The sequence below is a fragment of the Paraburkholderia sp. UYCP14C genome, assembly GCF_004197395.1.
Taxonomy (GTDB): Bacteria; Pseudomonadota; Gammaproteobacteria; order Burkholderiales; family Burkholderiaceae; genus Paraburkholderia.
In genome coordinates this window covers 1-16,614 of the sequence record NZ_SELS01000100.1, presented here as the reverse complement: position 1 = coordinate 16,614, position 16,614 = coordinate 1, and the positions used below count along the sequence as shown (strand labels likewise).

At 61.2% G+C, this 16,614-nt stretch carries 10 protein-coding genes and 1 pseudogene; 1 reads left to right on the top strand and 10 read right to left on the bottom strand.

From position 1 onward, the window contains the following. A pseudogene (locus EVC45_RS40930) lies at window positions 1-249 on the bottom strand (hypothetical protein); the annotation flags it as partial. A 291-nt stretch (window positions 250-540) separates the two neighbouring features. Between EVC45_RS40930 and tssA the strand changes: the two are divergent. Beyond that, complete coding sequence (tssA, locus tag EVC45_RS40925) at window positions 541-2,061, top strand: type VI secretion system protein TssA (protein WP_248295458.1); 1,521 nt, start codon at window positions 541-543, stop codon at window positions 2,059-2,061. Here tssA and EVC45_RS40920 read toward each other — a convergent pair. The 9 genes from EVC45_RS40920 to EVC45_RS40880 form a co-directional block, all read right to left on the bottom strand. Then, window positions 2,054-5,899 carry a type VI secretion protein IcmF/TssM N-terminal domain-containing protein gene (locus EVC45_RS40920; protein ID WP_129963786.1) on the bottom strand — a complete coding sequence of 1,282 codons (3,846 nt, stop codon included), beginning with the start codon at window positions 5,897-5,899 and terminating at the stop codon, window positions 2,054-2,056. The two genes, tssA and EVC45_RS40920, sit on opposite strands and share 8 nt — an antisense overlap. After that, a complete protein-coding gene (locus EVC45_RS40915) occupies window positions 5,899-6,585 on the bottom strand; it encodes a DotU family type IV/VI secretion system protein (protein ID WP_129963785.1) in 687 nt (228 codons plus the stop codon). Before EVC45_RS40915 ends, EVC45_RS40920 begins: the two co-directional genes overlap by 1 nt. Window position 6,586: 1 nt before the next feature. Next, window positions 6,587-7,975, bottom strand: coding sequence for a type VI secretion system baseplate subunit TssK (gene tssK, locus EVC45_RS40910; protein WP_129963784.1), 1,389 nt, complete (start codon window positions 7,973-7,975; stop codon window positions 6,587-6,589). 16 nt (window positions 7,976-7,991) lie between these two features. Further along, on the bottom strand, window positions 7,992-8,768 hold the full coding sequence (locus EVC45_RS40905; protein ID WP_248295457.1) for a type VI secretion lipoprotein TssJ: 777 nt from the start codon (window positions 8,766-8,768) through the stop codon (window positions 7,992-7,994). A 305-nt stretch (window positions 8,769-9,073) separates the two neighbouring features. After that, the gene (locus tag EVC45_RS40900; RefSeq protein ID WP_129963783.1) at window positions 9,074-9,469 is read right to left on the bottom strand and encodes a DUF4150 domain-containing protein; all 396 of its coding nucleotides are present in this window, start codon (window positions 9,467-9,469) and stop codon (window positions 9,074-9,076) included. Window positions 9,470-9,477: 8 nt separating this feature from the next. Beyond that, on the bottom strand, window positions 9,478-10,152 hold the full coding sequence (locus EVC45_RS40895; RefSeq protein ID WP_129963782.1) for a DUF3540 domain-containing protein: 675 nt from the start codon (window positions 10,150-10,152) through the stop codon (window positions 9,478-9,480). Next, window positions 10,149-11,207: a pentapeptide repeat-containing protein gene (locus tag EVC45_RS40890; RefSeq protein WP_248295456.1), complete on the bottom strand. Its 1,059-nt coding sequence runs from the start codon at window positions 11,205-11,207 to the stop codon at window positions 10,149-10,151. Before EVC45_RS40890 ends, EVC45_RS40895 begins: the two co-directional genes overlap by 4 nt. Next, window positions 11,204-13,906 carry a DUF2169 domain-containing protein gene (locus tag EVC45_RS40885; protein WP_248295459.1) on the bottom strand — a complete coding sequence of 901 codons (2,703 nt, stop codon included), beginning with the start codon at window positions 13,904-13,906 and terminating at the stop codon, window positions 11,204-11,206. Before EVC45_RS40885 ends, EVC45_RS40890 begins: the two co-directional genes overlap by 4 nt. Window positions 13,907-13,911: 5 nt before the next feature. Further along, window positions 13,912-16,524 carry a type VI secretion system Vgr family protein gene (locus EVC45_RS40880; protein ID WP_129963780.1) on the bottom strand — a complete coding sequence of 871 codons (2,613 nt, stop codon included), beginning with the start codon at window positions 16,522-16,524 and terminating at the stop codon, window positions 13,912-13,914. Window positions 16,525-16,614: the final 90 nt, after the last annotated feature.

Sequence of the window (16,614 nt, the reverse complement as noted above, 5' to 3'; positions counted from 1 at the left end):
GTGCAGGCGGTACAGCATGAACAGCAACGTCACGTAGGCAGGCGTGTAGAAAGACTCCCGTCCCGACAGGCCCGCCCGATAGGACTCTTCGTTAATCAGTTGTGCGCGCAACTCGCCTTTGGGCAGGTAGAGACTCAGCATGCCGCGCTTACGCAGGCTCTGGTTGTATTGCGACCAGTTCCGTGGAACGTAGCACTGCTTCGGGCGCTTGCGTGGCTCGCCAGACTTCAACCGTTCTTTGAAGAGCATGCTAAATGAATAGACTCGATGCCGGCATTATCTCAGACCCGCAACACAACCATCAGGCCCTATCTGCTGAAGACCCTGCCGAACAAAGTCCATCAGAGCGTCTGAAATCGCAAGGACGTCGGCGAATTAGCGATTACACTCTTGATGTGAGACAATGAAAAATCTGAAGCCGCTCTATCATCGCCATCACTTCCCGGGCCACTTTACCAGCATATCTGGTTATCGTGACAATGCCATACGTCTCGGCGGAGCCGGTAAGGACATTTCGTGAACGACCTCAGGAGCCCTGGTTTGCAACCCATCAACGACTTAGAGCCCTGCGGCGGCAGCGTGCGCGACCATCCCGACTTTGAACGGCTACAAAGCGAAATCGCGAAGCTGACCAATCCCTCGGAGAACGGCTCGCCCGACTGGGAGCAGGCGGTCAAATTGTCGTCGGCTCTACTGGCCGACAACAACGATATTCTCGTCGCCAGTTATTTGGCCGGTGCCCTACTCGCTACACGTGGACTCGACGGTCTTTGCTACGGCGCGCAGACCTTGGAAAACCTGCTCGCTACTCACTGGGAACAGCTTTATCCCCCCGTTGCGCGACCGCGTGCGCGGCGTAACGCCATTCAGTGGCTGATCGACCGCGCCCTTGCACATGCAGAAGAGCACGACTGGTCGAGTTGGCCGCCGCAGGACCCCACGCTCGTGGATGGTTTGCTGTCGGCACTGACAGGAATCGACCGGGTGCTCGCGGAAAATGACAGCGACGCGCCGTCGCTGCAACCGCTGTGCGCACGGATTGGCATGCTTCGAGTGGCAGCAATCGAACCGCCGGCGCCTGCACCGACATCTGGTATCGCAACGCCCGGACTTCAGCCCTCGCCCGCGGGTTCGCCTGCCGTGCAAGCCGATACGCCAACGCGACTTGCCGTCGATTCGTCCGACAGCGCAATCCGGGCCGCAGAACAAGCGCTCGACCGGCTCGCTACGATTGGCAACTGGTACGCGCAAAACGATCCGTCGAATGCGTTTGGCTTCAGGCTGCGGCGCATGGGCGTATGGGCAGGCATAGAGTACCCGCCGATTGCCGACGGCCCCCAAACAAAGCTCCCCGGCCCGATCCCAGCGTTGCAGGATGCATTGCGCGATCTGCAGTCGTGCGGGGCACACGAAGACATGATCGGTTTTGCGGAAATCCAGGTGCTCCGTTATCCGTTCTGGCTCGATTTGAACTACGCCACAGCGGCGGCGCTCGGAGAGCTCGGCGACGTGTGGAGCGCCGCGCGCCGCGAGGTCTGCAATGAGACCGCTAACTTTGTGTCGCGGCTGCAAGGCATTAAGCATCTGAATTTCGCCAATGGTGTCCCGTTCGCTAATGCCGATACTGTGCAGTGGCTCGACTCACTCGCGTCACCGGGCGGAAATGCGCGCGGTGCCGGCACGGCAGACCCGCTCGCCGCAGTTCAGTCGCGCGCACGCGCGCTGGCAGCGAACAATGACCTGCGCGCGGCGGCGCGCTGCCTGCAAGACGCGATCGATACGAGCACAGCGGTCGCCGGTCGCCTGCGGCTGCGCAAGGTCCTGTGCGAGCTGCTCCTGGAAAACCGCCCGCACGCAAAGCTCGATGCATTCGCGCGCGGGCTGGTGGAGGAAATCGACCGTTACAGCGTGGCCTCGTGGGATCCCGAGCTGGCGGCCGACGCCCTGAGCGCGGCTTACGCGATATTGAGCCGCAACGAACAGAACGAAGCCGAGACGGATGCCCTGCTCTCACGCATCGCATTGCTGAATTTCGCCATCGCGGTGCCCCTGATTACCTGACGGCGCCAGCGCTCAACGCCTGATCGTCATCAGGGGCCGCACCGCGCCAGCATGCGCCAATCGTTGCTGGCAAGCCGAGCTCGGCCAGACTTACCGCTTTACCAGGAACGGTGGGCGCGGACGTCGGAAGCGGCGGATTCAGTTCGTTGATCTGATCGACTGTGCTCAGATCCTGGCGCTGCAGTTGTTCGTCCTGGATTTGCTGCTTCTGTTGCGCGGTCTCCTTTTGCAACGTTTCGTAGAGCTCGATCTCGCGCGCCGCGCCGATCACTTGCTCTCCGCCTGTTATCCCAAAACTTAACGTCACGGACTGCACGTTGAGCGTTTTCAGCGCGGATTCGTTGCTTGGAAAATCGGACGGGCCGAACTGACGCTTGCCGCTCGCGAAATCACGCAAGAATGCCGCAAGCCCGAGTGGCCCAGCATACTCGCGGCCCAAGCTCAGCTTGCCTATCCTTATTTCCAGGCGCACGTCACCGCACTGCCCCGCCACCCATGCGAAATTGATGCTGATCGGGAAGTTGTAGTTGCTCAACGTCTGCGGGCCTGACGCGCAGTGCACCGTGAGGATAGTCGCATAAGGTTGCGCATGCGCATCGGCATTGACGTTGGTGGGGTGGGCGGTAATTGTGAGCGGCACCGTCAGTGTACGGGCGGCATCAGCCTGTTGCTTCGCAGATGCGAGAGTTAGGTCAAGCCGGTCGAGCGTCTGCTGCGCCTCCAGTTGTTCCCACTGACGCTGTAGCTGCTGTTGTCGCTTGTCTGCGGCGCTGCGCACAAGCGATTGCTGTTGCGCGAGACGGCGCCCGAACGCGTCGTTGAGCATTCGCACGAAGCTCGATGTAAACGGCATTCTGACACCATGCGTTTCGACGACACTGTAGCGGCTCGCGTTGCGTATAAGGAACGGCCTCGCCGCGCCGTCTGCGAATGCCCAGACCGTCCCCTTCGGACCAAACAGTTGGTCGGCCGCCGCAATATAGTCTACAGCGCCTGACAGCGGAAACATCACGCCGGATTCCCACTCGCGCTGGAGTTCACACGAAGCCTGCTGCTCGATGTATGCCGCGAGGAAATCGAAGGGTCCGGTGATCAGACGCCAGGTCAGCATATCCGAGCCATCACCGGAGCCGATCAGCGAGCGAAGCCGGCCGAGCCGCTGCAGCGCATTCATCATCTCCGACGGCTGTGCGGTGGTCGTCGATTGATGAAAATGGGCCGACAGCTGGTAGGCCTCGCCGCTGCCCGTACTACTGTCTATCGCGAGCTTGTTCAGATCGGCAAGATAGAGCGCCAGCGCATCGACCGCTCGCAAGTTGTTGGCGACTGTCTCACCGGCAAGTTTGGGCTCGCCTGACAGCACGCCCTTGATCGCCGTTGCGCCGACCGCATTGATCGCAGTCGCCATCCTGACCGCCTCATTCGCCGCACCGCCGCCCGTGGCCTCCCCGAGCAGTTGCTGAAATTGCCGTGCGAGAACGAGCCAACCGGGCAACGGCGCGACGGCGAAATCGCCGTCGAACTCCTCGCTGAGGCGGGCAATAAGGCGAAAATACGGGCTGTCTGGGGCACTGACCGCGCCAAGCGCGGAGCGCCACGCGGCTTCATTCAGGTACGGTGTCGGATTCCTTGTGGCTGCTTCGACAAAGTTCTGCCATGCGACAACGCGCCGGGTGCGGTACCACGTGTCGAAGGCTGCGCGCTGCTTGTCGAATTTCGCCGGATCGCTGACTGCCTCGCGGAGCTGCATGGCAAGGCCATCGAGCTCCTTCTTGCCTGCGGTGGTGTACGCAGCGGGTACCGTAACCTCAGGCTCGGGAGCGATGATCGCGCTCGTCCCGATCGAGGCCCCCAGTGCTGCGGACAAGCGGACACCGTTCGTTGGGGCGATGGCTTGCACATTGCTGCCCCAAAAGTCGGCCGCGCGGACGGGCGCCCTCCCGCCATTGTCCGGCACGAGTCCGATGAGCCAGGTCAACTGCGGATCGACGGCAATGGCCTGATCGAGCCGCGCGCGCTGGTCCCTCAGGCGTTGGCGCAGATAGTCCGCGTCTTCCGATGACCAGACAAGATAGGAAATCATGAGAGCATGGAGCTGGTTGTTGAGCTCCGTCGGAAAGAGCGGAGCGGCGACCGGCTGTGGCATCGCGTCGAGCGTCGAGCGGTCTGCGCCATCAAGCCGTGCCCGCACCAGAGAAACCGAGCGCGCCAGGTTCAGAATCTCTCGCGCCTGCCCAACATGCTCGACAGATGCGCGGAGCCCTGCCTGCTGAGTGTGGTCCAAGACGGGCTGGATCGCCTGCCGATATTGCTGAACGAACACGTCATGCAGACGTGCTTCCAAAGTCGTAAGTCCGGCGCGGTTACCAAGCAGTCCCGACATCCAGCGCCGGTCGTTCCGCGCAACCTGCATCAGCACCTCGTCGGAATACGTGAGCGCAGCAGCATCATGCGACAGGTCGCCGTCCATCGTGACTTTATCGGGTCGCGCGCTGCGAACCAGTTCGAGGGTCTGCCTGTTCCCGGCGAACGACATCGATAACAGGATGCCGAGCACCGCGAGCAGCAACGCCCATGCGACGCCCCCCACGCGCCACGTGAAACGCCGCCAGCGATGCATGCGCATGGCCGGTTTCGCAGCGCCGCGATCCTGGGGCAGGATACGATCAAAAAAGTCCCGCAGGAAGACACCAGCCGTCTTTCGGGGATGCAGCGGCGAGGTCGGCAACAGCGAACCCATCAACGCCGACATCGCTCCGCCTTCCTGTTGCCCGCTGCTAAAGAAAATGCCGCGTAACAGTGGTCTTTCGAGGTACGGACTGCCGGCGAAGCACGTTGTAACGAACATGCTGAGGCCGCTTCTCAAATGCTCCAGCTCGTTCGGAAACATCAGCAGCTCCGGCGACGCCTGTGCCTCACGAGCGACAAGCCCCAGCCGCAGCACCCGCAAACGCGCACCGATCGAATCGAACGCGCGCGAGACGAGCGTGGTCTCACCCGTTTCCCTGTCTTCGGAGAGATAGCCCATCGCCTGGCTAAGCGTATCGATGGGCAGCGCCGTCATCCATTCCTCGAAGCCGTACACGCGGTCGCACTTCGTGACCAGCACGTAGACCGGAAAACGCTTGTTGAACATGCGGATGAGCTGTTCAATGCGCGCGCGCACGATGCGTCCCTCATCTGCGAGCGTATCGGCATGCGGAACCGTAAGGCGGTCCGCGTTGACCGTGATTACGAGACCGTCGATTCCGTCGCGTGGCCGGTACCGTCCGAGCAGCTTGATCATGAGGTCCCATTCGCGGCGATCCCCCTCGATATCCTCCGGCAGCACGTAACGGCCCGCGCAGTCGATAACTACAGCGCGATCGAAATACCACCAGTCGCAGTTAGCGGTCTGGTCGATGCTCGCCTGCTGGCTGATTTTCTGGACTGGCGATGAAAGCCGTGCTCGCGTAAGCGCCGTTGTCTTGCCAGTGCCTGATTGCCCTACGATCATGAACCACGGCAGCCCATAGAGCGGATTGCCCCGACTGGACAGACTCGACTGACGCAGCGTGGTGATCGCGACATTCCATTTGCGCCGCAGCGCGGCCTCAGGCAGTGCGTCCAGCGCCTGCATGTTGAGCGCGGAAGTCTGAGCCGCGAGACGTCTGCGCGAGCGTATCATCACGATTATGCGGCGCGCAACTATGACAAAAAAATACAGCGCCAATACGCCAACGAAGATGGCGATCGCCACCCAGAGGGGCCGTCCCCAATAGAGAACCACGCCCCAACTGACGAGCGCCGTCACGAGCAGCGCCGAAAACCATAGCAATGCGCCCCTGAGTCTTTTCATCAACGAATCTGCACGAGAAGCTCATCAACGGACCGAGCGACGACTGTGTGATACGCACCGCACAGCAGCATAAGCAGGACTATTGGCAAGAGGAGCACCATCAGTTTTCCGCGCGATAAACGTGCAACAAAACGTGTATGCGCAGAGGGTGTGCGCCCCGCGGGTTCATGTCCTGCGACCTGATAACTGTCAGGAAACACGTGTGCGCTTGCCGAATTGCCGATCTCGTCGGCATCAGACAGCAGAGTCGCAAGCGTGGCCGCCTTGATTTCGTCGAGCGTCTTCTGGTTACGGTCATATGCGTAGCGTCCGCCAAAGCCAAGCGCGAGACACAGATAGAACACTTCCCGTACGGGTAACTGGGTGGGCGTGAGCTGCGCAAGCCGCTCAAAGAACACGACCCCCGCGTTATTAACACTCGAGTAACGGCGCTGCAGCAGATAACATTGCCATTGCGCTGCGCCCTGCCAGCGCGTCGTGAGCAGCAGTTCGTCGGCCCATGCGTTGAAGGCGAACAGAGCTTCGTCAACGTCGGTTGCCGAAAAGCCGGCGTCCCGGGCTCGCAAGCGCGCGGCCGCGATTGCGCCGTCGAGTAGCGAGCTGAGGCTCAGCGCGTCGCCCGACGGCGCAATCGCGAACGCGCGGAGCTGCGCGAAAAGAGGGATGAAGGTATCGGCCAGTGTCACGTTAGCTCCGTAAGACGACAATTTCGGCGCGCAGGTCTTGCGGTGCGGCCAGCCATTGGAGCGCGATCTTTCCGTCGCGCTCCACCGCCTGCCACAGTTCGCTCGTCTGTTCGATGCAAAAGTAATGCGACGACGCGTGCCGTGGCATGCCTTGCGGCGGGTTCGGCATATGGATCAGATTGAGTCCCGATATTGAGTGCGCGACGAGCCGCCTGACATCGACGGTATTCGCGAGGCGCACACCGTGCTGCATCTCAGCGGCAACTTGTGCTTCCGGCAGCTCCGTGTGCAGCACAAGAAAAAAATTGTTACGCCGGCCGAAGAGCGTAGGCGGCAGTTCACCGGCAAAAATGCCATCGGAATACTCAAGCACCGACAGATGCTCGGGCCCCTGTGCAATCTCATCGAGCAGAGCGCCAATCAACGCCTGTGCCCGAGAAAAGCACTCGTACTGTCCCGTATGGTCGTAGGCGGGCATACCTTGCGTGCCGTCGTGCTCCTCGCCAAACATGCCGATGCGTGCGGAAAATACGCTCAATTCGGCGACGAGACTGCGAAGCTCACCGTAGACGTGCCACGGATGCACCTCCTGCGTCTGCGACAGATGTACGATTTTCGGCGCGCAGCGAGACAGCGTGCGCATCGCGAGCAGCAGCGTCACGTAGCCATGGTCCATCTCCGTATTTCGAAGCTCGCCACGATTTTTGAACTCCTGAACATGGCGCGCGCGTCCGACGACGTCATCGCGAATCTCGCGCACGATGCGCAGCAGCGTGTCGGACGCGGATAATGTGTAGGCAGGAGGAATAAAGCGCTCCGACAGCGTCACCGCATCACCATGGCGCGTGAGTTTTGCAATCGGAATCAAATCGTACTGGCCGAGGTTCGCTGTCTCGCCTTCAAAGAACACCTTCAGCACATGCAGGAGCGTGTGCACCGGCGCGGGGGACCCGTTCGAATGCAGGTCTGGCACCTCGACCGGACGCTCAAGACTCGCGTAGCGGGTGTGCACGGTCGAGGCCGCGTCGAGCGACTCGCACAGCGTCACATTATTGCCCTCCGTGGCCAGCTTGCGCACACCTAAATAGACTGTGACCGCACGACCGTCGCTAATCGCTGCTGCGTCGAACGAACGCGGTGCGAGTACGGCGTTACCCGGGAATTCGACGTAGGTGCGATCGGGAAAAATCAGCCGTGCAGAACGCACTTCAATAGTCCTGTTCGCAATGGCCCGCGTCGCCAGATCGAGTTCGCCGGTGCCCCAGAAGTGCGGCAGGCCGGTCTCCATGAAAGGTTTGGTGCGAAACTGTTCGTACAGCGCCGCCAGTTGAAAGTGCTGCGGCTGCATGAACATGCCCTGATACCAGTAGATGCCCTTGCTATAGTCCATAGGATGTAACGGTTTGCTACTTCTCGAGCTTGCGCAACGGCGTGTCGTGCACCCTGACCGTCCCGACGACGCCCGTGGTGACACCCGCCGCGTCCGGCTTCAGGGCTGCACTGTCGCTTAGACGGATTTCCTTCCCCCCGCCGTCGATCTGCTGTGCTCGCTGCACCATCTGGGCATCCAGGCCACCGGAGCTCGCTTCAGCATTCAGAATTCCCTGCGGACCGAGGTTCAGCCGCACGACAAGCGGTCCGGGCAGCCTGGTGCGGAAAACAAGGCGCGACGTCTTCGTGACCACCGGCACGTCGAACTGGCGCGCCGCGTTGAGCACTCCGAACTGTGCATAGCCCGCGACGATGCCGATCGAGCGCGCGTTCTGCGCGCGATCGAGGATCAGATACGAATGCTGACCGGGCGCGACCACGTAGCGCGAGAGCCGCAAGAAAACCTGAGGTGCCGTTCCCGTCGCCATCGTTCCCATGAGCGCGTTCGGATCGTCGGCAAGGTCTCGGAACGCTTGCGCATCTGCGCTCTCGTAGAAGCCAAGCAGCAACGTGTGAGGCTGGCCGTCGTACTGGTTGAGCCCCGGGTCGGCGGTGATCTCCAAGATCACCGCATCGCTGGCGTAGTTCCAGGTTACGCCAGCCGCCGGATCTTTCGACGCGGTGCTACCGCACCCGGACAGGGCAAGCACGCACGCGCCGCAGCCCAGGGAGAGGAGGCGCGATCGCACGCGCAACATTGCGCGCATGCGATTTTCGCCGGACCTCGCGACGGCGCATTTTGCTAAAACCATTGTGGCACTCCGTTCAGTTTGCATCGCGCCATAGTTACAGCCGCACAGTGCCCAGAACCATGCCCGATCGCCGCGGCAGCTTCGCTGTGCTGCCCTATGAAACGCGCGTAGCAGGCACCACGCACCATTCCGGTTGAGCGGCGCGCACGGTGAGTGAGTCCCGGTCCCGTTTGCCGCCCGCAGCTTCTGGCCTTTCCCGTACACTCCGTGCAGCCTTTTTTCCCGCAGCGTGGTGCGCGGATGATTAACCGCCCGGGATCGATCATTGCGTTATCGCGACCAGCCATCTGGCGATCGGCCGGCATTCAGCTCAAGACCATCACGGTGGTCTGGCTCGGCGTCAGCACAGCGCCGACGGCATTGCCGTCGTTGTGCTGCGTCTGATCGTTCAACCGCACGGCGGGCGAGCCCTCGAGCCTTACGCTGCGACTGCCGCTCATGAATTTCATCTTGCCCATCACCCCCGAGGACACGACGCCGCCCGCGACGCCACCTTCATCGCCAGAAGTCAATGGAATCTGCGACGACCTGGTGAGCGCAGGCATGCCGCCAATCAGCACTTTGACGGTGGTCGGACTCGCCATTGGTGGCATGCCGATGTTCGGATACGGCAGCGGAACGGGCGCCCCCCCCGGTGTGGGCGTCTTGCATACATCGAGCGCGGCGGTACACTGCCCTTCGGCCTTGGTTGCTGCGAACATGGCGGCCCCTATCCGAGATCGATCTTGTCGGCGTCGATCTTTACCTGGCCCTCGGCCAGAATCGTCGCATGGCGCGCGGAAACATGCATCCGCTCCTCAATACGCATGCTAACGCGGCCAGCACACGTGTCGTCTGCGTTGTCGATCCAGCGCACGCTGTCGCGCGCACGTTGGATCAAGCGCCCGACTGTGCTGGTGACCTGCTGTGCTATGGTCCGGACGCTGCCAAGGCCGGCATGCAATTGCTGGATCGCCGCCTCGACATGATGAAACTTCATCTCACCGTGCAAGCCGGTCATCAGTACCTCCGGTGCCTGCATCCTCAAAGTTTGCCTGGCCTTCATGTCAACGCTCGCTGCCTCGATGCGTAGCGCGCCGCCCTCTGTGTGTACCGCAACGTCCCCAGGCAGCACGAGTGCCGCGCCGGACGTCTGAGCTCGCGCGAGTACCGCCAGGACATACGAAATCGCACTCGGGCCGCCTGCGGCGACGAGCACTGTGTCGCCACACTCAGGCGCGATGACGCAACTTTCAGCACGCATCGCACGCGGCGGCAGGGCGTCGGCCGCGTCGGCGGCGTCGAACAGATACCAGCGGTCCGCGCGGCCCGTCACCGTTGCGTAGGCAAGGCAGATGGCGGGAACATCGCTGGGTCGGGCCATCGTGAAGAGCTTTCGGTTCATAGCCGTGTTTCCTTTGAGGGTTCATGCCAGACGTGCGGCTGCCACTGTTCGGCGCGGGCGAGAACCGGGTCAGTCCGTCGCGCCTCATTGAACGAGGTGCCGCCGAACTGCGCAGCCTGTTCGATGAGCGCATGAAGATTGGTGCCGCGGAAGTCGACGTATGTGCAATCGGCGCCGGACAGATCAGCATGCGATAGATCGCAGTACGTCAGGCGCGCGGCTTTCAGCGACGCGCGCTGCCATACACTCGTCGTCAATACCGACCGCGTCCAGCTTGACGCATCCGCGCGCACCGCTTTGAAGTTCGCGTCGCCCGCGTTGATCATCTCGCAGATGGCACCGGTCAGGTCAGCATAGTCCAGCCGGGTGTTCACGAAAGCCGTGTACGTCGCGCGCACGCCACGCAACGAAGCATGCTGCAACTGCGCCCCAACGAAACTCGTTCTATCGAGAACGGCCCCAGACAGATCGGCGTGCCGCAGCGATGCGCCGTCGAGAATCGTCATCGAGAGATTGCAACTGCGCAGATCCTGGCCGCTCAGATCACTGCCGCGAAGATAAGCTTGGGCGAGCGATGCGCTTTTGAAGCGCGCGCTCTTCAGGTCGGCGTTCACCGCGGTGAAACGTTCGAGGTGCGTACCGGTGAAGTCGGTTTCCGCGTACAGGCAATTGTGCGCGTCGGCACGCGCCAGCCTCGAGCCCTCGAACGACGTACCGCTGAAGTTGCAGTCATCGAAAGCCGCTTGCGTACAATCCGCCTGGCGCACACCCGTGCCAGAGAAATCAACGTTTGCAAAGCGCGTCTGTCGTGCGCACATGCCATCGAGGTTTGCTTCCGCGAACACGACGTCCTGTAAATCGGCATCGTTCATATTGGCACGCATGAGATTGGCGCCTGCGAGCACTACGTTTTGCAGCCTGCATCTGGAAAAGTCGATGCCCGACAGGTCGACACCCGCAAGATCGGCGTCGGCGAGCACGAGGGTGGCGGCCAATGTCGTGCGTGCATCATCCGCGCTGATGCGCGTACGCGCGGTGGAAGTCATTGGGTTCATGTGGACGGCGGCCTGAACGTAAGAATGGTTCGATCTATATTCGAGCCTTCAAGGCTCACGCGGGTCGGCTGCGTGCCGTCAAGATCCACGCCGTACAGGTTCGCGTGGCGCAGCAGCGCGCCTTTGAGGTTGGCACCGTGCAATGAGCCTTCAAACAGATTGACGCCGTCAAGCACTGCACCGCTCAGGTCGGCTTTGGCGAAGCACGCGCCTTTGGCCGACGAAGCGCCAAACAGAACGGCTTGTGCCTGCGCACGGCTTAAGTCAGCGTGGTCAAGCACAGCGCGCTCGAAGCTTGCGCGCCGGATTTGAACACCTTCCCAGTTGGCACGCTCAAGCCGAGTGCACGTAAAGCGCGCCTGCTCAAAAGAAGTGTCGGCGTCGGCGCGCGACTGGGTGAGGTCCGAATCGCTGAAGATGGATCGCGGCGCTTGCGCGCCGTAGAACTCGACTTGCCGGCAAACCGATGCGGAGAAATCGGTGCCGGCGAAACGGCTCCCGCTAAAACTGGCCGCGATTAGATTTGCGCCGTTGAATTTGGCGCCGTTCAGGTCGCCATCTGTAAAGCACGCGTGCTCCGCGAGGCATGCCGACACGTCAGCTCCCGCGAGTTTCGCCTTGTCAAAAATGGCACCGCTCAGGTCGGTATCTGCCATATTCGACGCTGAGAAGTCTGCGCCCGTAAAATCGCCCCCGGCGAGTTGCGCGCCGCGCAGGTCGGCCTTGGTGAATTTGGTTGCCGCCGCGCTGCACTTCCTGAATTGCGCGCGTTGCAGAGCGGTGTGGCTGAGGTCAGCTCCATGCAGATGCGCTCGCGTGAAGTCGGCGCCAGAAAGCTGGCTACCGGCAAACGAAGTCTTCTCAAGGATCGCGCCCGAGAAATCGGCGCCGGACAGGTCCAGTCCGGCGAGATTCAGACCGCTCAGGTCGTAGCCTCCAAAACTACCGCTAACCGCCTGCTGAGCAATCACACTCTCGCGCGTGAGTGGAACGCTCGCAGCTTGCGCACAGACGATTTCTGGCCGCGCGAACGAGGGTGTATTGGCGGCGGACGCTTCGCCGTTCGGCGCTGCCCGCATGACGAGCTCATCCAACGCCGAAAAGGCCTCGGCCGCCGATTCGTCCGCGGGGAACAGCACGACCGGCGCGCTTGCTTCGGGCCCCGGCTGCATATAACGCAGGACATCCCCTTCGGTCAGATTGTGTTGCTGCATCAGCGCTCGGGTCTGCGCGTTCAACTCGTCGACCATCTTCCCGACGTCAGCAAAAGTGGGAGAGGGCCGTGTTTCTGACGTCTCCATATATCGGGCGATGTCCGCATCACTGAGGTTGCACTGATCCATGAGTGCGCGCATCTGTGCGTTCAGTTCCTCGACGACCTTGCCCAGTTCGGATATTTCGGCGGCAGGCTCGGGGGCCGTATCCGATGTCTTCAGGTAAGGCGCGATATCCGCGTGGCTCAGATTGTGCTTCTCTAACAGCGCGCGCGTCTGTGCATCCAGATCATCGGCGAGCGAATGTACGACCGAAAGATGCGAATCGATCCGCGCGGACAGGCCGGTTGCCTCCGCGGTAGCCGGCGCTGCTTCAGCGATGGGCGCGGCGTCGGGCATCGCGACCGCTGTGGTGGGTCGCTGAGCAACAGGTGCAACGGCAACCCGTTGCACCTGAACCGCGGTCTCACGGCGAAACTCGTCCCAGTAGTGCTTGAACGCAAGCGGCGGAGTCAACATCGACTCCCAGCCGGCTTTGATGTGCAGTACATCGCTCGCGTCGCTCTGCGCGCAATGCGTCAACGCGCGATATAACACGATGCCACATTCAAGCTCGGGAAAGAGCCATACTGTTTCCGCGTGCGCTTTGGCCTCGCCCAGTACGTCCCCGTCAGCGGTTCGTACATTGACGAAACAGCGTGCGCGCAGTCCTGGCAGCGCGCCCAGCTGAGCTCGGTGGCGCGGGTGCATGTGCTCGATTTCGAACTTCTCGTCGCCTGCAAAATAGCCTGGCAAACGTTGATCCAGAGCGGCCGTCATGAACCATTCGCTACCCGTAGCGTCGGGCAGATGCGGCCAGTCGCTCTCTAGCCAGCGTTCGTCGCACGCGCCCATATGTTGCTGGCGCAACGGCGATGTGCTGTTGAATCCCCAGAAGCCCGCTGGTGCAGCAAGTTCACCGCGGCGCGCGATGCGCTGTGTCCCGTTCTCGACGTTGGGCAACGGGAAAACAGCCGCGCGGTCACCATTCGCGACTTCCGCATGACCTTTGCCAGCAGGATTGCCGGCGAACCCCGCGCCACCGAATGCGGTTGCCGGCTCAATTGGCAAGCGCGTGTACGGCTTCGGCATGGAAATCTGGCCACGCGAGTTAAAGTACCGGTCACCGGTGACGATCAGCGATTTCGATAGCACACCGACCTTGACGCGCACACGCTGCTCCCCAACCTGGGTGCCTTCGGGCGCGCACGCCGCGCCATAAACCTTGTATTCGCCAGCAGGCTTCGGATAGCCCTCGTCGAGCACCGCGTCCCCGCCCAGCGCGCGTGTCACGATCAGCCACATTTCCTGTTCGGGTATCAGTGCATCGGGACCGGTCGGGCCGAAGCGGAAGCATCCCATCAGGCCTATGGCGAGCGAATCGACGCGCGCGAAGCGAAGACTGCGGTACAACACGGCCATGTTGGGCGGAGTAAGGATTTTCATTTGCGTCACCCAAGCCGGATTGCCTTGCCGTTGACACACACGTTGTCAGTGCCGGTGATACGCACTTGCCCGTCGGCGCTGATACCCACTCCGTCAGTGCTGACGATCTGCACTTCTCCGCCGGCACCCAAGATATGCACTGCTCTCCCCTTTGCACGAAATCTATCCCCAGCGAAGCAAGTGATGTCCCTGCTTTTCATGTCCAACGTTGACGGTGCATTGACAACCACCTTCGGCGCCTGGAGGTCGATCGTGTTCTCTTGTTCAGCGTTATCTGTCACGCTCAGTGCGATGCCTGCCGCATCCGCTCTGATCTGCCTTGTATAAGCCACGCTCGCGCTTGTGGAAGCCGCGCTGGCATCACGTGGAGGTGTCACGCGCATGGTGAATGCCGACGCAGCCTCGACATTCACCCTCGGCGGCTGAATGTCGATTCGACTCTTGTCTTGTCCAGCACTCGCTTTCGTTGTCAGTTCGATGCCTCTTTCGTCCGCTTTAATCTGGCTTGCGTAAGCCCCTGCGGTATCGGCCGTGGCAAACGCTCCCGCGGCCTTGGACAGTGCAATTTTCGTGGCAAACGCGGCGCCAATCGACAAACCCGTAGAAGGCATCGGTACAGCTTCGCCCACTTTGTCGTCTGGCGCAAGTTTGCCCGTCGAGCCGGTTTGCCTGTCTCTGACGCCGACGGATGTACAACTTGCAGCCGCCGTCCCAATATGAGCCAGCCCGCTTATTATGGCTGCCTTCATAACAGACTTCTTGGCCAGATCGAACGCGGCTCTGTGAGCCGCATTCAGGCCAGCGCTGATTGTCACGGTGTTGGTGCCTTTCATCTGGTAATCAGACTTCAGGTTGAGCTCCTCGCCACCGCATTCGAAGACACGTCCTCCTTTCCATCTGATCTCGGCCTCGTTCTCGTAACTCACCTTCTCTGCCAGTTCCACTTCTAACCCGCTGCTGGCGCCAATCTCCACCTTCGGGCCGGCCCTCAGTGTCACGTTCGGCCCAAGCGAATAAGTGTTGGTCGCGCCGCAGGTCCAAACCTCGCGGCTACCCGCCGTCTTCCAGGTGGTGCCGTGCGGACCGAGCTCCATCCCAGTACCATTCGGCGATTTCGCATGTTCGCCAACATGCAGCGAAATTTTGCCCGGCGTCCGTATACCGTAGACGTCAGCGTTGAGGTTGGTCACAACGTTCGGATTCTCAGAATTGGCCAGACTGCCGACGATTACCGGCTGATCGGGATCGCCGTCGATAAACGACAACAGTACTTCTGCACCTTTATGCAGCGGAAAATGCATGCCGTGCTCCGCGTCCATGTAAGGCGTGGCCATCCGTACCCGCGCTGAGCCCTTGTTTGGGGCCTTGCTGGTCTTATCGAACGGAAATTGCACTTTGTACTGACCGTGTTCGTCGAGATCGGCGTACTCGCCGCTGCCTTCGCTGTCGATGGTCGCGTTCATGATGCCAGCCATACGCGGCCTCGCCGTCACGCGCTCCGGACGGAACTGCCTCGCGCCAGGAATCGCGCGGAAGCTGTTGCGATAGACAATTTCCCCGCCGCACGCGTCCTCACTGCGTGGGCCTGACACGGCGCTCAGGAGCGCGCCTGCCTGCGAGCCTTCGTGGCGCACTTCGGTCACGAGATAGCGACCATTGAAATCGTCCCGATAATGATGCGTGAGGTTAAAGAAGTAGCCGCTGCGCAAGCCGAGCACAGTGCCTTTGCCCGCATACATGTTGGCGGTGCAGATCAGCTCCTGCGCGCGCAGCTTCGCGTACCGATCGCCTTCCTGCTGGTCGCGAAAGTTCTCGCCGTACAGCATGATCTCGCCAATGCCAGACTCGGACACGATCGCGCTCGACTTCAGTTGTACGGCTGCCTTGCGGTAGTTGTAGTCCTGCAGCACCACTTCATGCGGCAATGGCTTCTGAAGGCGCACGAAGTCGCACACCGAATCGGCGGTGAGCCCGGTCTGCAGCGCATCATCTGGACGGTACGTGGCAGGCAACGACTCCCCGGCATGCATGATCTTGTCGTCGATCATGATCAGCCTGTCCGCGCCACCCGAATGGTCGAAGTAGTAATAGATGCCCTCTTTTTCCAGCCAGCGCGACACGAAGTCCAGATATGTTTCCTGATACTGGCAAATGAAGCTGCGCGGGCGATATGCGCCCGTTAGGCGAAAGTCGTAGTCGGCCGAGGTGAGGCGTCCCGTCTCGAGTATGGCACGTACGGTTTCGCTTATCGGCCGTTCATCGAGATAGATTTCGGAGGTGCGGGAAAGCGACAGGCGCCACAGCCGCGGCACCAATACGGCGCGATAAAACACGTAGCCGTCCGCACGATGCAGTTGGGAAAATTCAGCGAGGATGCCGTGATACGGCGTGCGAATGCTGCCATCCGGGCCATAAATCGCGAACGATGCGCGATGGCTGAGCATCATATCGAAATCGACCGACGCATCGTCCGACACGAGCGTGAGGACAAAGCGGAACGGCCGCGAGATTGACTCGAAACCCTCCATCTGGAAAACGGCAAACTTGTCAGCTTCAAACGCTTCCGAGATGAAATCGAAGCGCTTTTTGGCGAGAAGTGGATTGGCCAATGAGTTCATACTACATCCCCTTAGAGATGGATTCAAAAAGGCTGCTCCGTCCGTCTGAAGATGTTCCAGCAGACGAGGGAGCAACCGAATTTGAGAAGT